This window comes from Streptomyces sp. NPDC048277 (genome assembly GCF_040652235.1).
Taxonomy (GTDB): domain Bacteria; phylum Actinomycetota; class Actinomycetes; order Streptomycetales; family Streptomycetaceae; genus Streptomyces.
In genome coordinates this window covers 1-14,659 of the sequence record NZ_JBEZLQ010000033.1, presented here as the reverse complement: position 1 = coordinate 14,659, position 14,659 = coordinate 1, and the positions used below count along the sequence as shown (strand labels likewise).

Sequence of the window (14,659 nt, the reverse complement as noted above, 5' to 3'; positions counted from 1 at the left end):
CGGTCTCGACGGCAGATGTCATGCGGCGCCTCCCGTGCTCACGGGCCCTCGACGGCCGTGAGCAGCCGTCGTACGGCTTCGTCGACCGTGGAGCGGGGGCAGCCCAGGTTCACCCGCATGTAGCCGTGGCCCTCGGTGCCGAACTTCTGGCCCTTGTCCAGCCACAGGCGCGCCTTGGTGAGCATGAACTTGTCCAGGGACGCGGCGTCCAGGCCGAGGTTCCGGCAGTCCATCCAGGCCAGGTAGAGGGAGTCGGCCGGCAGGACGCGGATCTTGGAGGTGGCGGTGTTGACCGCCTGGGCGAAGTGGGCGTGGTTGCCGCGCAGGTAGGTGAGCTGTTCCTCCAGCCACGGCTCACCGTGCGCATAGGCGGCTTCGGCGGCGACCATGCCGAGCACGTTGACGAACGGGAACAGGTTGCGCTCGTACTGTCGGGCCAGTTCTTCGCGCAGCCTTCGGTCGGGGACGAAGACGTTGGCGCTCTGCAGGCCGGGGAGGTTGAAGGTCTTGCTGGGAGCCGTGCAGGTGATGCTGTTCTGCGCGAACTCCCTGCCGAGCGAGGCGAACGGGATGTGCTTCTTGTCCGGGTTGATGATGAGGTCCTGGTGGATCTCGTCGGAGATGACGAGGACGCCGTGCCGGGCGCATATCTCGCCCATGGTCCTCAGCTCGTCCTCGCTCCAGACGTTGCCGGTCGGGTTGTGGGGGTGGCTGAGGATGAACAGCTTGGTGTCCGGGCGGATGGCGGCCTCGAAGGTCCGGGCGTCGAACCGGTAGCCGTCCTCGGTCCGTTCCAGCAGGGCGTACGCGAGATGGCGTCCGTTGAGCAGGACGTCGTCGTGGAAGTGTGCGTACACGGGCGGCTGGATCAGTACTGAGTCGCCGGGTGCGGAGAACGCCTGCACCGCGGTCTTCAGCGTGGTGATGATGCCGGCGGTCTGGAGCACCCACTCCCGGGGTGTCTCCCAGCCGAACCGGCGGGCCTGCCAGCCGGTCACGGCGTCCAGGTAGCTGTCGGTCGCGCCTCCGGGATATCCGAAGACGCCGTGGTCCACGGCCTCGTGGAGCGCGTCTATCACGACCTGGGGCGCCTTGAAGTCGGTGTCGGCGACCCACATCGGGAGCGGGTCGGCCGCTATCTCATCCGGAGTGAGGAAGTCCTTGGCGAAGGACCACTTCATGGAGTTCGAGCTCGCACGGTCGACGGCCTCGTCGAAGACCGAACCCTGTGAGCCGCTGCCGCTGTCGTCTGCTTGATTCGTGCCGAGAAGGGTGATTTCGGATGCCATGGCGTGATGCTAGCCAGGATGGGTGGCGAAAAGTTCGCGAAGTTTGCCGAAAATCCTGCTTGCAGCGCTAACATTTGAACTATGGATGCCGTTGACCGCCAGATTGTTGCCATCCTGCAGGCTGAGGGGCGGATTACACTCACAGATCTGGCTGACCGGGTCCGACTCAGCGTCTCCAGGTGCCAGCGGCGAGTCCGGGAGCTGGAGGCGGACGGTGTCATTCGCGGATACAGCGCTCTCGTCGACGGTGGGTCCGTGGGATACGGCTTCGAGGTCCTGCTGTTCGCCACGCTCAGCCGCCCGGACGCGGTGGACGAATTCGACGAGGCGCTGGCGGAGATTCCCGAAGTCATCGAGGCCCAGCGGCTGTTCGGCGAACCCGACTACCTGATCCGCGTGGTCAGTGCCGACCTGCCGTCCTACCAGCGTCTCTACGAGACCGTCCTCGTCCACCTTCCCGGCGTACGCGGCCTCAACTCGACCATCGTCATGAAACAGGTGGTCAGCCCTCGCCCGTTCCCCGGCCGGCCACCGCGCGAGTTGTCGGCCAGAGGAGGCACCGCGCGATCGGCTTCCAGGAACGCGAGCACATGACCTACTCGTCCTCCGGTTCCGGCGAGCGCGGCTGCGCCCGGTGCCATGGCGCGTCGGGGCGGGTGGGGTGCGCGTCGGCGGTGAGCCGGAGCGCGTGGACCGGCTGTTCGCCCGGGACGGGACCGAGGTAGGTGTGGCCGGTCAGGTGGCACCAGGCGGGCAGGTCGAGTGCTGCTGCGGGGTCGGTGGCGATGACGTGCACAACAGTGCCCGGCGGTGCGCCCTCGATCTGCCCGCGGAGGCGGAGCAGCAGGGTGACGCAGAGCAGGCCGGTGCCGTCGACGGTCAGGTCGGCTTCGGCGGGCAGGGACGGTTGAATCATCGGCTGCCGGTGGCCGGGCTGGTCGAGGGGTGCACGGTGCCGGGGCCGAGGGCAGGTCCAGGCCGTGGGCGGTGATCAGGCGGGCGTTGCCCTCGGCCAGGCGGTAGGACAGGCCGACGACCGCCGTGCGTCCGGCGGCGACCTGGTCGGCCAGCTCCCGGGACCGCTCCATGAGGAAGTCGGCGGTGAGCCGGACATGCGTGTCGACGAAACCGTCGTCCCCGCTCACGCCGGCTGCCTGAGCGGCCAGCACGCTGGGCGTCACCCGCTCTATGACATCCCGCAGAAATCCGCGGGCGGTCCTGCCGTCCCCGACAGCCGCACGGGTCGCCGCGACCGCACCGCAGGCGTCGTGGCCGAGGACCTCAGGCCCCGCCGCGGGTCCGGCGGTGCGCACCACGAACAGGTCTCCCAGCCTCTGATCGAAAATGATCTCGGCGGCCAGCCGGGAGTCGGAGCAGCCGAGCAGCACGGCGAACGGGCGCTGGACGGACGCCAGGCCGGTACGGCGGGCGGCATCCTGGTGAGGGTGCTGAGGCGTGCCCGCGGCGAAACGCCGGTTGCCTGCAAGGAGCAGGTCCAGGGCTTCGCGCGGGGTGGCGGGGGCGGTGTGGCTCATGATCGTGGGCCGCTACCTTGCCGTATTCGCCTCGGCCTGTTCGATCATGGTGGTCTCCGCCAGTTCTTCCTGGGTCGCCCCCTCGGCATGCGCGGCCTTGGTGTGCGTCTCGATGCACAAGGCGCACTGCGTGGTCAGCGCTACGGCCAGGGAGAAGGCCATGAGCGCCTCGAACGCCTCTGGGGCACCGGCGCCGGATGCTCTCGGCGTACTGGCGGTCGTCGTGGTGGGACACGTGTGCTCCTGTGATGCCCGCCAGTGGGCGTGGGTCAGTTGCGTCCGGCCATGACGCCGCCGTCGATGTCCCACACGGCGCCCGTGACCCAGTCGGTCTGATCGGACAGGAGGAAGGCCACGGTGGCGGCGACGTCGTCGGGCGTGCCGGTGCGGCCGAGGGGATGGAAGGTGTTGAAGCCGTCGAGCGCGGAGTCGACGTCGGCCTTGGGGATGAACTCCTCGTAGATGGGGGTGCGTACGACGGCGGGGGCGACGGCGTTGACGCGGATGCCGTGAGGGGCGAGTTCCATCGCGAGGTGCTGGGTGAGGGAGTGCAGTGCGGCCTTGGCCATCGAGTACGCCGACGAGGGCGTGGCGGCGACGGCCTGGTGCGCCCACATGGAGCCGATGTTGACGACGGCTCCCTTCGCGCCGCGGGCGATCATGTTTCCGGCGACGGTCTGGGTGAGGAAGAAGAAGGCCCGGTTGATGGCCTGGTAGCGGTCGTAGTCGTCGGCCGTGTGTTGCAGGAAGGACTTGGGAGCGAAGACGCCGGCCGCGTTGACGAGGAGGGTGGCGTCGGCGTGCTCCTCGGTGAGGATGCTGCGCAGGCGGTCGACGGCCACGGGGTCGGCCAGATCGGCCGCCAGTCCGGTGGCCCTGCCGTGGGTGGACAGGGTGGCCGCCGCCTCGTCGGCGCCGGCCTGTGTGCGGCCGGTGACGACGGCGGTGCCACCGGCGTCGAGGACGTGGCGGGCGACGGCGTGGCCCATGCCGCTGGTGCCGCCGATGACGACGACCTTCTGACCGGTGAAGTCGGGGGTGGTGCTGGACATGTGGTGCTCTCTTGTTTCGGTGCGTGCCCGGACAGGACGTCCGGCGCTCGTCACATGCAGGGGTTGAGGACGAGGTAGCCGTCGATGCGGCTGAGCCGGTCCGAGGCGGGATCGTGGGGGAGGGCGTGGCCGAGGCTGTCGGCACGGACCTCGCTGATCCACTGGTCGTGCTGGTACTCGTGGTTGATGAGAGCCGTCAGCAAGTAGGCGCCGACGATGGTCAGTTGGTCCGGGGCGCCGACTTTTCCGGCGGCGATGTCGCCGATGCGGGCGTGGACGCGTTCGGCGACGGTGTCGCGGAACACGGTGAGCCGTTCGACCGTGGGCAGGGTGCCGCGGAACTTCTCCGGGTTCGCGGAGTCCATGAGTCCGTCCAGTTCGGGATCCGGGCTGGGCTCGGCCGCGGTCAGGTTGCGGATCATGAAGTGGGCGACATGGGCCTGGTGGCCCAGGTGCCAGCCGATGGCGCTGGAGTTCTCGTGCGGGCGCCAGGTCACCTCGTCCGGGGTGAGGTCCCTCCACAGGTCGTCGGTGTAGGCGCGGGCACGGTCGTACTCGCGCAGGAGTTCCTGGAGTTCGTACATGTCTCCGCCTGTCGGTGGTCGGGGGAGGAAAGCAGTGGCCGGGCCGAGGCCGACGGGTGCCGGCGACGACGCGGGGACGGTTCAGACCGTGTCGTAGACCCGTACCTCGGGGGCTGCCTTGAGCAGGGGGGACAGGCCGCCGACGACATCGTGGTTGAACAGGTCGCTCGTCAGGTATGCCGTGGCATCGGCCACGGTCCGGAAACCGTGCAGGACCTGGACGTCCTCGTCGCGGACGAGGAGTTCCTTGCTGGTGGCGCCAGGGACGGTCGTCAGGAACGGCTGCTTGTACTTCTCGTAGACACCGGCGGCGGCGACGCGGTTGGCCGGGTCCACCTGAAGCGTGATTTCAAGATATGCCATGGTTATGCCTCACTCGGTCGACAAGGAAGTGGCAGGCGGCGTTCTCCGCTGCATGACCGCCAAGTTAGGCATTCGGTGCGGGGTCCGGTAGGGGACCGTGATGAATCAATGTATAAGCGCCCCCTATGGCTGGCGAGCTGCCGCGAGGCTGTCGGCCAGTCGGCGGAGGTCCGCGTTGAGAGGGGAGTCGGCGCTCCACACCGCTTCGAAGGAGATCTGCACCTCGCGGCCCTGGTCCATCAGCGGCCGGTGCGGGACGTCGGGGGAGGTGAGCCTGGAGCGGGGGACCATGGCCGAGCCCAGGCCCAGCTTCGTCCAGTCCTGCAGGACCTGGTAGCTGGCGGCTTCCCCCGCATAGGTGTGCAGGGGCATCTCGTGTGCCTGGAAGAGCTGCGTGGTGAAGGTGGTGAGGCCGCAGGCGTCCGGAACGAGGATGAACTGTTCCTTGCCGGCCTCTTCGAGTTCGAGCGGAGCGTCCTCCGCGGATTCGGGGCTGACGACGACGATCGGCTCGACGTCGATGACCCGGTGCTCGAAGCGCGGCATCGCGGCGACGGCCGGGATCAGGATGATGTCGAGCTCACCGGCCACCAGGCATTCCCGCAGGTCCTGCATGTTCGCCTCGCGCAGTACGAGGTCGCGCGGCGCGGGAAGCTCGCAGACCATGCTGAACGCCCGGGCGACCAGATGGGAACCGATCAGCGGTGAGAGGCCCATGCGGATCTTCTGCTCGCCGGGGTCGGTCAGCCGCCTGGCCTCTGCCGCGACGGCGTCGAGCGCCACCAGCGCGTGCTCGATCAGGGGCAGGATCCGGGCGCCGAAGGCCGTCTGGGTCACCCCGCGCGGCGACCGGTCGAACAGCCTGTCGCCGAGGCGCTCCTCCAGCTTGGCGATGCCGTTGGACAGCGCCGGCTGGGTGACGCCGTAGGCGCGTGCCGCGGCGCTGAACGACTTGGTCTCGGCCACTGCCTGCGCATACCGGAGCCCCTCCGGGTTCAGGCGATCGTTCATAGCCATGCCTTATAGCTCCATTCGCCGACGTCCCCTACCGTGCCACTTTTCCTCTGCCTACGTTGGGGCTCTGGCTGTTCAGCATAGGCAGCAGCTATATGGATCGCCGTATGCAAAAGGGAAAAGGCATCATGTCAGACACCGCTGTGGCCATGGTCGTGACCGAGCCCCGAGGCCCTGTTCACCCCTCCGTGGTCGAGACGGCATCGCCCACGGGCACATGGGTCCGGGTGGCCGTCACGGCGAGCGGCGTGTGCAACGCCGACATCGCCACGGCCGCGGCCGGCGGTCCGGGCGCAGTCTTCCCGGTCACTCCGGGGCACGAGGTCGCCGGCGTCATCGCCGAGCTGGGCGACCAGGTCCGGGACTGGTCGGTCGGGGATCGCGTGGCCGTCGGCTGGTTCGGCGGCAGCTGCGGGCACTGCTCCTTCTGCCGGGCGGGCGACGTCGTCCACTGCCCCCGGCGTAAGGTGCCCGGCCTGTCCTACCCGGGCGGCTGGGCCCAGAGCGTCACCGTGCCCGCCGACGCCCTGGCGCGCATCCCCGACGGGCTCGACCTCTTCGACGCGGCCCCGTTCGGGTGCGCGGGCGTGACCACCTTCAACGCCGTGCGCAAGGCCGGCATCCGCGCGGGCGGTCGCGTCGCGGTCTTCGGACTCGGCGGCCTGGGGCACCTCGCCGTGCAGTTCGCGGCGAAGCTCGGCTACGAGACCGTCGCCATCGCCCGGGGCGGCGACCGCGAGACGCTCGCCCGCGACCTCGGCGCCCATCACTACGTCGACAGCAACGCCCAGGCGCCCGGGGCCGCCCTGAAGGAACTCGGCGGCGCGGACCTCATCGTCCACACCGCCTCCTCCACCGCACCCGTGCCGGAGCTCCTCACCGGGCTCAACGTGCACGGCCGGCTCACCCTCGTCGGCGTCGACGCCGGATCCCTGACCGTGCCGGCGGCCCAGCTCGTCATGTACGGCCACACTCTCACCGGACATCTGACCGGCAGCGCGCGCGAGACGGAGGAGGCGATGCGGTTCGCCGTCACCAACAACGTGCGCCCCATGATCGAGCGCATGCCGCTGGAGCAGGCCGGAGACGCCGTGACCCGGCTGCGATCCGGGGCGCCCCGCTTCCGCATCGTCCTGGACACCGCCGCCGCCGAGTGACGGCCTTTCGGCCCGCCCGTGCACCACCGCGGCGCATGGGCGGCCCATGCGCCGGTGCCGTTGATCGGCACAACCGGAAGCCAACTGCCGTGGCACCGCCCGACCAGGCCCTTGCGCGGCCCGAACAGAGAAGGAAACCACGCATGTCCCATGGGGACAGCCACGACGTGATCGTGGTCGGCGCCGGAGCCTCCGGCCTGGCCGCGGCCACCGCCCTGTACGCCGCCGGTCTCGACACGGTCTGCCTGGAGGCCCGCGACCGTATCGGCGGACGCCTGCTGTCAGCCCCCACCTCGTACCCCGACCTGGCCCTCGACCTGGGGGCCACCTGGTTCTGGGACGGAGAGGAACAGGTGCGGCAACTGGCCGCCCGCAGCGGCATCGAGACCTTCGAGCAGCATCTCGCGGGCGACACCGTCCTGCACGAGACCACAGGCACCCACCGCCTGGCCGGCAACCGGATCGATGTCCCTTCCCGCCGGTTCGCCGCGGGCGCCCAGAGCCTCGCCGCCGCGCTCGCGGCGGCACTGCCCGACGGGCGGCTGCGCCTGAACACACCCGTCAGCGCGATCCATCCCCACCGCCGGGGCGGGCTCGTCCTGGACACCCCGGCCGGAACGCTGCACGCCGAGCACGTCGTCCTGGCCCTGCCGCCCGCCCTGTCGCTGGAGTCCATCGAATTCGGTGACAGCCTCCCCGACGACCTCAGGAGCCTCGCCGGGACCACACCGGTGTGGATGGGCGCCGTGGCCAAGGTCGTCGCCCAGTACCCGTCCGCCTTCTGGCGGGAGGCAGGGCTGGCCGGTGCGGCGTTGAGCAGGACGGGCCCGCTCCAGGAGATTCACGACATGTCGGGGCCCGGCGGCAGTCCGGCCGCGCTCTTCGGGTTCGCGCACGCCCGTGCCGTCGGCCCCGGGTTCGAGAAGGCCGTCACCGCCCAGCTCGCGCAGTGCTTCGGGCCCGCCGCGGCGACTCCCGACGCCCTGTACGTGCAGAACTGGAGCGCCGAGCGGTGGACGGCCCCGTCCACCGTCCAGCACCTCGCCGACTACTCCCTCTTCGGCCATCCCCTGTACCGGCAGCCGGCGCTGGACGGCCGACTGCACTGGGCGTCGACCGAGACGGCGACCGCCCACGCCGGACACATCGAAGGAGCCCTCGCCTCGGCAGAGCGAGCGGCACGAGCCGTACTGGCGGCGGCGACCGGCGACGCGAACGCGAGCGGCGCCGACGCCGGCGTCGCCACCGCAGACCGTTGGACACTCGACCTGTCTGGCCTGGAGTCGGCGCAGTTCAAAGCCGGTCGCCTCGCCGACGTGCGAGCGGAGAGCATCCGGAAACCCTGAACGCCGTCCGCACGCAGGTGCGCGACGAGTTCTTCGTGCCTTCGAGTCAACGGTCGCCTCTTTGACCTCAATCACCCCAGAAGGAGTACGGATACGTGACCGCTGCACCAGATACACGCACGGTGCCATGGCAGGCCGAGGCACGGGTACAGGCCGTTCAGAAGCGTACGGTCCGGCTCTTGGCGGCAGCGCAGATCGTCGGCGGCGTCGGTGTCGGCGTATCGGTCTCGATCGGTTCCCTGCTCGCTGAATCCGTCGCTCGAAGCGAGACCTACGCCGGTCTGGCGCGCACAGCCACGACGGCCGGCGCCGCCCTCGTCGGCATCCCCCTCGCCCTCCTCGCGCAACGGCGAGGACGCCGGGTCGCCTTGAGCACCGGTTGGTTCACAGCCGCTGTCGGCGGAGTCGTCCTCATAGCCTCGGCCGTGGAAAAGTCGATACCCCTGCTCATCGTGGGAATGCTGCTGTTCGGCGTGGGAAGCGCGACGAACCAGCAGAGCCGCTACGCGGCCGCCGACCTGGCCGCACCGCACCGGCGGGCCCAGGCCCTGTCCATCGTGGTGTGGTCGACGACCGTCGGTTCCGTGATCGGGCCGAATCTCGCCGATCCAGGCGCCGGCGTGGCATCGGTAATGCATCTGCCCCGACTGGCAGGGGCGTTCGTGCTGGCCGCGACCTCCATGGCGCTGGCTTCGGCACTGCTGTGGGCTTGGCTGCGCCCCGACCCGCTCCTGCTCGCCCGCCAACGACTGGACGCGGAGGAGCAGCGGGGAACCGGCACGCGCGCGGGGGCGCCCTCGGGCAAGGGAGTGCCGGAAACGCGAGTGTCTCAGCGCGGCACGTTTCGAGAGGGCTTGCGCCATCTCCGCCATGCGCCGCGCGCGGCATTCGCGTTCATGACCATCGTCGTGGCGAACACGGTCATGGGCGCGGTCATGACGATGACCCCTGTCAGCATGGCCGAAGAGGGAGCCACTCTCACCCTTGTCGGCTTCACCATAAGCGGCCACCTGCTGGGAATGTACGCCTTCTCACCCGTCATCGGCTGGCTTGCCGACAGGTTCGGGCACCTGCCTACCGCGGTTGCCGGGCAGGCCGTCTTCATCGCCTCCGCACTGCTGTCCGGGCTGAGCCACGGCTCGGTCGCCATGATGATGACAGGACTGTTCCTCCTCGGACTGGGCTGGTCGTTCAGCCTGGTGGCCGGCTCCGCGATGCTCAGCGACGCCACGCCCGCGGCACTTCGGCCGGGAGTGCAGGGGACGACGGACACCGCGATGAACGTCGTCGCGGCGGTGGGCGCCGGCCTGGCCGGACCCCTCATGCACACCATCGGTTTCGGCGGGTTGAACGCCGTCGCCGGAGCCTTGGTCCTGCCCGTGATCGTCTTCTGGCTCTTCCTCGTCCGAGCCCGTTGAACAGCGCCCGCACGGCGCACCTCGGTATTGACGCCCGTTTGACGCTGTAAAGGCTGTCCTACCTTTCAAGACGTGGGTCTGATCCGATCACTCGTACGATCGGAGGGCCCGGGGGCTTCGGGTATGGCTGTAAAGGCTGAGCCGTTTGATGGCTTACGGGACTTGGCCGCCCGGAGCTCCGCGACGACTTGACCGCCAATTGGGAGACGCGACTCGATCGCTGCTGTAGGACAACGCTGGCGAGGTCGTCTGCGGGATCGATGCACGACGAGCTGGCGGAGGTGGCCGTGCCTGAGATCTGGGCCGGTGCAGACATCGGCAAGACGCATCACCACTGCGTGGTGATCAACGCGGAGGGTGAGCGGCTGCTGTCGCGCCGGACCCGATGCGATCGGCTGCGGACTCCGAGATGCCGAACAGCGGGGCGAGTTGACTCAGGGGCAGGTGCAGTTGCGGGACAACCCTTCGGGCCCCAACATGCCGTCTGTAGAGCCTGGGGGCGTATCCGTGCGCGGTGGCTCAGATCCTGGTTCGTGGACTTTCAGCCGGACAACGCTGAACTGCTGGGCGCGTGGGCGTGGGCGTGGGCGGCGCAGTGAAGCTGGGATTCACTGGAGCGGTTCGGCTTGTGATCCTCGCCCACGCCGTCCGGCTGAACCCGCGCCCGACAGCGCCGATCCACCAGGTAACCAACCGACCGGTCGTCGGCCTGGGCGCGGCCGTGACGGGCCGTAAAATCGGTGGTGTCTGTCGCAGACCACCGTTAGCGTTCCGAGGGTGGAGATCGAGGTCAGAGAAGTCCCCGTCGGCGCTCTTGAAAGCGACCCGGTGCGCGCATTGATCGACGAACTCGGGCAGACCGACTGGGTGCGGTTCTCCGCCGACTTCCATCTGAGTTCACACCTGTTCGCCGCGGTCCCGCAGGGCGGCCGTCCCATCGGATTCTGCCGCTATGTGGTGCAGCCCATCGGCCCGGACACAGGCTGCCCACCGGTCACCATCGACGGGCAGGTCGCGACGGAGGCGAAGATCCTTGCCTTCGGTGTGCAGGGGGCGTGGCGCCGAAGGGGTGTGGGTACGGCCTTGCAGCGAGCGGTCATCGACGCGGCGGGCGCGAAAGGGTGCCACCAGGTCAGGTCGCACAGCGCCGGCGAGAACGCGGGGAATCACCGACTCAAGCTCCGGCTCGGCTTCGCCGTGCACCCGATCGTGCGCGATGACGACCACAAAGGTTGCTACTTCCTGCTTCCGCTGCCCCGTTCGTAGATGCCCTCGCTACGCTGAGTACAGACACTGCTGCCAGCAGGACTGCCCCTGCGTGAGCAGCGCTGCCGGTAGATGTCGACAGCGGTGCTTCAGGTGGCGTCGATGGGGACCCGGCCGGTGTCGACCAGTTGGACCGTCGCGGTGACCGGCCGCCGCCCATGCGAGCGGGTCAGCGACGTGCTGGTCGACCACGTGTACCACTTCGCGCGAGGCTGGGTCCGTGTTGTGCTGCGAGCGCTGCCAGATCAGGTGGTATCAGGCGCTGGGCACACCGGCGAGTCTTAGTGGTCCGGTCCGGAAGTCCTTCGGGGGTTGACGGTGGTAATCGGGGTTGTGGTCGGTGTCTGGTCCGATGCTGGCGGCGGCGAGGTGGAGTCGGCAGGCGCAGTCGAGTACTTCTGCGGGGGTGCCCGTGGGGCTGCCGGTGGGCAGCAGGGAGTCCTCATAGCGGTCGCTTCCGGCGTGGTACAGGGCGAAGCCCCACCTGCCGACCGCGCCGACGTAGCGCAGTCGCATCAGTTTGCCCCGTTCGCCGCCGGCCAGTTCGGCCTCAACGTAGGCGAAGGATCCGCGGTGGCGGACGGGCAGCTGCTCCAGCCGCGGCCAGACGGTGCGGGCGCGTTCACCGAGACGCGCCTCCAGGGAGAGCCGGGTGTGTTCCGAGGGCGTGGGCATGGCGGCCATCCTGCCTGAGGGGCGGTTGCCGGATGCGGCAGGCTTCGGCCTGTCGTGATCTACTCCTGCCGATCGGCCTGCCCGCCTTGACCGTTGCCGTTGCACGCCCGATAGTCCCGCGCGCCGCCGAACGCGAGCGTCTGAAACTGATGGTCTACGGCCACAAGACCGAGTACCGGCTGCGAATGCGTGCGCAGGTGGTGCTGCACGCCGCGCGCGGCCGCTCCAACGCGCGTATCGCCCGCGAGACCGGGCTGCACCTGGACACGGTCCGCTGCCGGCGCGGCCGGTTCGCCGAGCACGGTCTCGCCGGCCTGTCCGACCGCGAGCGGTCAGGGCGGCCGTCGTCGTTCACTGCACTGCAGGTGGCTCAGGTCAAGGCCCTGGCCTGCCGGCTGCCCGCCGAGACCGGGGTGCCGCTGTCGCGCTGGTCGTGCCCGGAACTGGCGCGCGAGGTCGTCGCCCGGGCGATTGCCGGCTCGGTCTCCGCCTCCACCGTGCGCCGCTGGCTGGCCGACGACGCGCTCAAGCCCTGGCAGCACCGCTCCGGGATCTTCATCACCGACCCCGGCTTCCGCCTCAAGGCCGAGCGGGTGCCCGGCTTGTACGCCCGCACCTGGCAGGGCACCGAGCTCGGCGACGACGAGTACGTCATCAGCACCGATGAGAAGACCTCCATCCAGGCCCGCTGCCGCTGCCACCCCACCCTCGCCCCCGGCCGGGCCCGCGCCATGCGCGTCAACCACACCTACGGCCGCGGCGGAGCGGTGGCCTACCTCGCGCCTACGACGTCCACGCCGCGAAAGTGTCCGGCCGCACCGAACCACGCACCGGCATCGCCTCGTTCATGAACCTGGTCACCCAGGCCATGACCCGCGAGCCTTACGCCAGCGCGAAGCGTGTGTTCTGGATCGCCGACAACGGCTCCTCCCACCGCGGCAAGAAGGCCGCGGACCGGCTGACCGCAGCCTTCCCGAACGCGGTCATGGTCCACACCCCCGTGCACGCCTCCTGGCCGAACCAGGTGGAGATCTACTTCTCCGTCGTCGAGCGCAAGGTCGTCTCACCCAACGACTTCACCGACCTCACCGAAGTCGGGGAGCGGCTCCGAGCCCTCGAAGACCGCTACAACGCCTCGACACAGCCGTTCCAGTGGAAGTTCGCTACCTCCGACCTGGACGATCTGCTGGCCAGACTCGACCGGCACACCACCGATCACCAGGAAGAATCCTCCGCCGGGCCAGCGACATGATCAACCCCGAAGGACTTCCGGACCGGACCACTCAGCTGTGGGTGCAGCAGCACGTGGACACGAAGGCAACAGCCATGTCTCGAAGGGCAGTTGTTGATTCTTTGAGGGTTTTAACAGCGGGAGGCATGCAATGCTGCCGACGCGAGGAAAAGGCGAAGAGGAGTCAGGCATGGTGAACACGGAAGAGCCGAAGGCGGATGCCGCGGGTAACGCGCAGACCCCCACCCGGACTTCGGTCCGCAGGCGTTTCGCTCGTCGCGGATGGGGGGCGGCTCTCGTTGCCGCGCTGTCCCTAGTGGTCTCACTGATGAGCACGACCCCCGCGTCCGCTTACGTCGGGTCGAACTTCCTGCGCAACTGGCACACCGGGCGCTGCATGGACCTCACCGGCGGATACCTGCACACGTCCGACTGCTCCGAGTCCAATGTTTTCCAGATCTGGGAGCCAATTTACCTCGGTCACCAGGACTATGACATAGTCGCTCTGAGGAACCAGGGAACCAGTACCTGCCTGAGCGTGGAGGACGGGGGTTATCTGGGGCACCCCTCGTGCAGCACTACCAGCTCGCACCAGCAATTCGATGCCAGGGGGACGGGCTGGGACAGGGTTCAGTTCTTCAGCCGTTACTGGTTTACCTGTGTAGACAGCAATGATCTCGGAAACATGTACACCCTTGGGTGCAACGACGGTGAGTACCAGCAGTGGAAGCTGGGCTACTGAATCTTTCCCACTAGGCGTCCGTCGCTCGCTGTGATCGCGACGCTTGCGCTGCGGCCCGCACGGTCCCCAAGTCCGGGCAGGCGTATGGTGCTTGGCAAGAATCCTGCATGAATGTGAAGCCGTAGGCCGCCACGGCACCTGTACAGCAACTACCCTCGCCACGCTGCCGCACCCTTTGAACGTTTGAGAATGTGGCGGTTCGATGAATCATCGACATTATGCCGGCCTCCCGTACGTCATTCATCCCTCCACGAGCAAGGGGAATAATACGTGAAACGGACATTCAGGCGGACGCTTCAGGTCGCGCTGACGACATTCATTGCCGCAGCCACCATGGGGGTGTTCGCGACGAGCGCATACGCCGGCGATAACACCTGGATCACCGACAAGGACGGGAGGTGCATCACCATCACCGGTGGAGGCAACCTATATGGTGCTCGGTGCGGCTGGGGTAACCAGGGACAGTTGTGGGATCGGGTCGGGTCCCAAATCAAGCACGCTTACTCGAATCAGTGCCTCGATAGCGATAAAGGCCCCTGGGGGTACGGCAATGTTTACTGGGGGGAATGCAATGGCGGAAATTACCAGAACTGGGACTACTTCGACGAGGACGGTGGCTGGGTTCACGTACAGGACCGGGAGACCAAACTTTGGCTGAATTGGAACATCGACTCGTCGGCGAATTATACGCTGTGGACGGCTCCTGAAAATACCCGCTATGGCAGCACATTTTGGAATTTCTACGGTGGCGAGTAGTCGTCGCGCACGGCTTCAGCCTCGATCCACTGCGTGAATTCTGATCACGGGTGTCGGGCGGGTTCCTGATGTTTCTTCGGGATGCGGGCAGCGGTGAGTGAGTCTTTCCCCGCAAGCGCCGGCCGCCCTCTGTGAGCGCGATGTTTCCGCTACGGCCCGTGCGGTCCCCAAGTCCGGGCAGGCGTAAGGCCCCTGGTAGGAACGATCTTGCGACGGATTGTTCTGACCGAG

General features: G+C 68.3%; 17 protein-coding genes and 1 pseudogene. 9 read left to right on the top strand and 9 right to left on the bottom strand.

The features are described from left to right. Positions 1 to 38: 38 nt before the first annotated feature. A complete protein-coding gene (locus AB0D85_RS44820) occupies positions 39 to 1,289 on the bottom strand; it encodes a MalY/PatB family protein (protein ID WP_362334654.1) in 1,251 nt (416 codons plus the stop codon). A gap of 81 nt (positions 1,290 to 1,370) precedes the next feature. Here AB0D85_RS44820 and AB0D85_RS44815 point away from each other — a divergent pair, with 81 nt between their 5' ends. After that, positions 1,371 to 1,883, top strand: a complete 513-nt coding sequence (locus AB0D85_RS44815; protein ID WP_362334651.1) for an Lrp/AsnC family transcriptional regulator — start codon at positions 1,371 to 1,373, stop codon at positions 1,881 to 1,883. Between the two features lies 1 nt (position 1,884). On the opposite strand, the gene AB0D85_RS44810 is transcribed toward AB0D85_RS44815, so the two are convergent. The 7 genes and pseudogenes from AB0D85_RS44810 to AB0D85_RS44780 form a co-directional block, all read right to left on the bottom strand. Then, a complete protein-coding gene (locus AB0D85_RS44810) occupies positions 1,885 to 2,205 on the bottom strand; it encodes a sulfurtransferase TusA family protein (RefSeq protein ID WP_362334648.1) in 321 nt (106 codons plus the stop codon). Positions 2,206 to 2,242: 37 nt separating this feature from the next. Further along, a pseudogene (locus AB0D85_RS44805) lies at positions 2,243 to 2,824 on the bottom strand (carbonic anhydrase); the annotation flags it as partial. Positions 2,825 to 2,836: 12 nt separating this feature from the next. After that, complete coding sequence (locus AB0D85_RS44800; RefSeq protein ID WP_362334645.1) at positions 2,837 to 2,986, bottom strand: carboxymuconolactone decarboxylase family protein; 150 nt, start codon at positions 2,984 to 2,986, stop codon at positions 2,837 to 2,839. Positions 2,987 to 3,093: 107 nt separating this feature from the next. Continuing rightward, a complete protein-coding gene (locus AB0D85_RS44795) occupies positions 3,094 to 3,876 on the bottom strand; it encodes an SDR family oxidoreductase (RefSeq protein WP_362334642.1) in 783 nt (260 codons plus the stop codon). A 50-nt stretch (positions 3,877 to 3,926) separates the two neighbouring features. Beyond that, positions 3,927 to 4,460, bottom strand: coding sequence for a DinB family protein (locus AB0D85_RS44790; RefSeq protein ID WP_362334639.1), 534 nt, complete (start codon positions 4,458 to 4,460; stop codon positions 3,927 to 3,929). 81 nt (positions 4,461 to 4,541) lie between these two features. Further along, positions 4,542 to 4,823: a hypothetical protein gene (locus tag AB0D85_RS44785; protein WP_362334635.1), complete on the bottom strand. Its 282-nt coding sequence runs from the start codon at positions 4,821 to 4,823 to the stop codon at positions 4,542 to 4,544. Positions 4,824 to 4,946: 123 nt separating this feature from the next. Then, entirely contained in the window at positions 4,947 to 5,840 is an 894-nt protein-coding gene (locus AB0D85_RS44780) for a LysR family transcriptional regulator (RefSeq protein ID WP_362334632.1), read from the bottom strand. Between the two features lie 125 nt (positions 5,841 to 5,965). On the opposite strand from AB0D85_RS44780, the gene AB0D85_RS44775 reads away from it, so the two are divergent. The 4 genes from AB0D85_RS44775 to AB0D85_RS44760 all read left to right on the top strand — a co-directional run bounded on the left by AB0D85_RS44775 (position 5,966) and on the right by AB0D85_RS44760 (position 11,024). Further along, positions 5,966 to 6,994, top strand: a complete 1,029-nt coding sequence (locus AB0D85_RS44775; RefSeq protein ID WP_362334629.1) for an alcohol dehydrogenase catalytic domain-containing protein — start codon at positions 5,966 to 5,968, stop codon at positions 6,992 to 6,994. 143 nt (positions 6,995 to 7,137) lie between these two features. After that, the gene (locus tag AB0D85_RS44770; protein ID WP_362334626.1) at positions 7,138 to 8,340 is read left to right on the top strand and encodes an FAD-dependent oxidoreductase; all 1,203 of its coding nucleotides are present in this window, start codon (positions 7,138 to 7,140) and stop codon (positions 8,338 to 8,340) included. Positions 8,341 to 8,435: 95 nt separating this feature from the next. Beyond that, positions 8,436 to 9,758: an MFS transporter gene (locus tag AB0D85_RS44765; RefSeq protein WP_362334622.1), complete on the top strand. Its 1,323-nt coding sequence runs from the start codon at positions 8,436 to 8,438 to the stop codon at positions 9,756 to 9,758. Between the two features lie 777 nt (positions 9,759 to 10,535). After that, positions 10,536 to 11,024, top strand: coding sequence for a GNAT family N-acetyltransferase (locus AB0D85_RS44760; protein ID WP_362334620.1), 489 nt, complete (start codon positions 10,536 to 10,538; stop codon positions 11,022 to 11,024). A 255-nt stretch (positions 11,025 to 11,279) separates the two neighbouring features. Here AB0D85_RS44760 and AB0D85_RS44755 read toward each other — a convergent pair whose 3' ends face one another. Then, the gene (locus tag AB0D85_RS44755) at positions 11,280 to 11,699 is read right to left on the bottom strand and encodes a hypothetical protein (protein WP_362334617.1); all 420 of its coding nucleotides are present in this window, start codon (positions 11,697 to 11,699) and stop codon (positions 11,280 to 11,282) included. Between the two features lie 86 nt (positions 11,700 to 11,785). On the opposite strand from AB0D85_RS44755, the gene AB0D85_RS44750 reads away from it, so the two are divergent. The 4 genes from AB0D85_RS44750 to AB0D85_RS44735 all read left to right on the top strand — a co-directional run bounded on the left by AB0D85_RS44750 (position 11,786) and on the right by AB0D85_RS44735 (position 14,428). Then, positions 11,786 to 12,550: a helix-turn-helix domain-containing protein gene (locus tag AB0D85_RS44750; protein WP_362334615.1), complete on the top strand. Its 765-nt coding sequence runs from the start codon at positions 11,786 to 11,788 to the stop codon at positions 12,548 to 12,550. After that, the gene (locus AB0D85_RS44745; RefSeq protein WP_362334613.1) at positions 12,547 to 12,951 is read left to right on the top strand and encodes a hypothetical protein; all 405 of its coding nucleotides are present in this window, start codon (positions 12,547 to 12,549) and stop codon (positions 12,949 to 12,951) included. The genes AB0D85_RS44750 and AB0D85_RS44745 overlap by 4 nt, the downstream gene beginning before the upstream one ends. A gap of 169 nt (positions 12,952 to 13,120) precedes the next feature. After that, positions 13,121 to 13,672: an RICIN domain-containing protein gene (locus tag AB0D85_RS44740; protein ID WP_362334610.1), complete on the top strand. Its 552-nt coding sequence runs from the start codon at positions 13,121 to 13,123 to the stop codon at positions 13,670 to 13,672. Positions 13,673 to 13,942: 270 nt separating this feature from the next. Then, positions 13,943 to 14,428 carry a ricin-type beta-trefoil lectin domain protein gene (locus AB0D85_RS44735; RefSeq protein WP_362334607.1) on the top strand — a complete coding sequence of 162 codons (486 nt, stop codon included), beginning with the start codon at positions 13,943 to 13,945 and terminating at the stop codon, positions 14,426 to 14,428. Positions 14,429 to 14,659 lie beyond the last annotated feature (231 nt).

Bases quoted from the DNA above. Each gene is read 5' to 3' on its own strand.
- AB0D85_RS44770 (WP_362334626.1), top strand. From the start codon at position 7,138: ATGTCCCATGGGGACAGCCACGACGTGATCGTGGTCGGCGCCGGAGCC.
- AB0D85_RS44780 (WP_362334632.1), bottom strand. From the start codon at position 5,840: ATGGCTATGAACGATCGCCTGAACCCGGAGGGGCTCCGGTATGCGCAG.
- AB0D85_RS44790 (WP_362334639.1), bottom strand. From the start codon at position 4,460: ATGTACGAACTCCAGGAACTCCTGCGCGAGTACGACCGTGCCCGCGCC.
- AB0D85_RS44775 (WP_362334629.1), top strand. From the start codon at position 5,966: ATGTCAGACACCGCTGTGGCCATGGTCGTGACCGAGCCCCGAGGCCCT.
- AB0D85_RS44815 (WP_362334651.1), top strand. From the start codon at position 1,371: ATGGATGCCGTTGACCGCCAGATTGTTGCCATCCTGCAGGCTGAGGGG.
- AB0D85_RS44795 (WP_362334642.1), bottom strand. From the start codon at position 3,876: ATGTCCAGCACCACCCCCGACTTCACCGGTCAGAAGGTCGTCGTCATC.
- AB0D85_RS44785 (WP_362334635.1), bottom strand. From the start codon at position 4,823: ATGGCATATCTTGAAATCACGCTTCAGGTGGACCCGGCCAACCGCGTC.
- AB0D85_RS44745 (WP_362334613.1), top strand. From the start codon at position 12,547: ATGAACCTGGTCACCCAGGCCATGACCCGCGAGCCTTACGCCAGCGCG.
- AB0D85_RS44810 (WP_362334648.1), bottom strand. From the start codon at position 2,205: ATGATTCAACCGTCCCTGCCCGCCGAAGCCGACCTGACCGTCGACGGC.
- AB0D85_RS44740 (WP_362334610.1), top strand. From the start codon at position 13,121: ATGGTGAACACGGAAGAGCCGAAGGCGGATGCCGCGGGTAACGCGCAG.
- AB0D85_RS44755 (WP_362334617.1), bottom strand. From the start codon at position 11,699: ATGCCCACGCCCTCGGAACACACCCGGCTCTCCCTGGAGGCGCGTCTC.
- AB0D85_RS44800 (WP_362334645.1), bottom strand. From the start codon at position 2,986: ATGGCCTTCTCCCTGGCCGTAGCGCTGACCACGCAGTGCGCCTTGTGC.
- AB0D85_RS44820 (WP_362334654.1), bottom strand. From the start codon at position 1,289: ATGGCATCCGAAATCACCCTTCTCGGCACGAATCAAGCAGACGACAGC.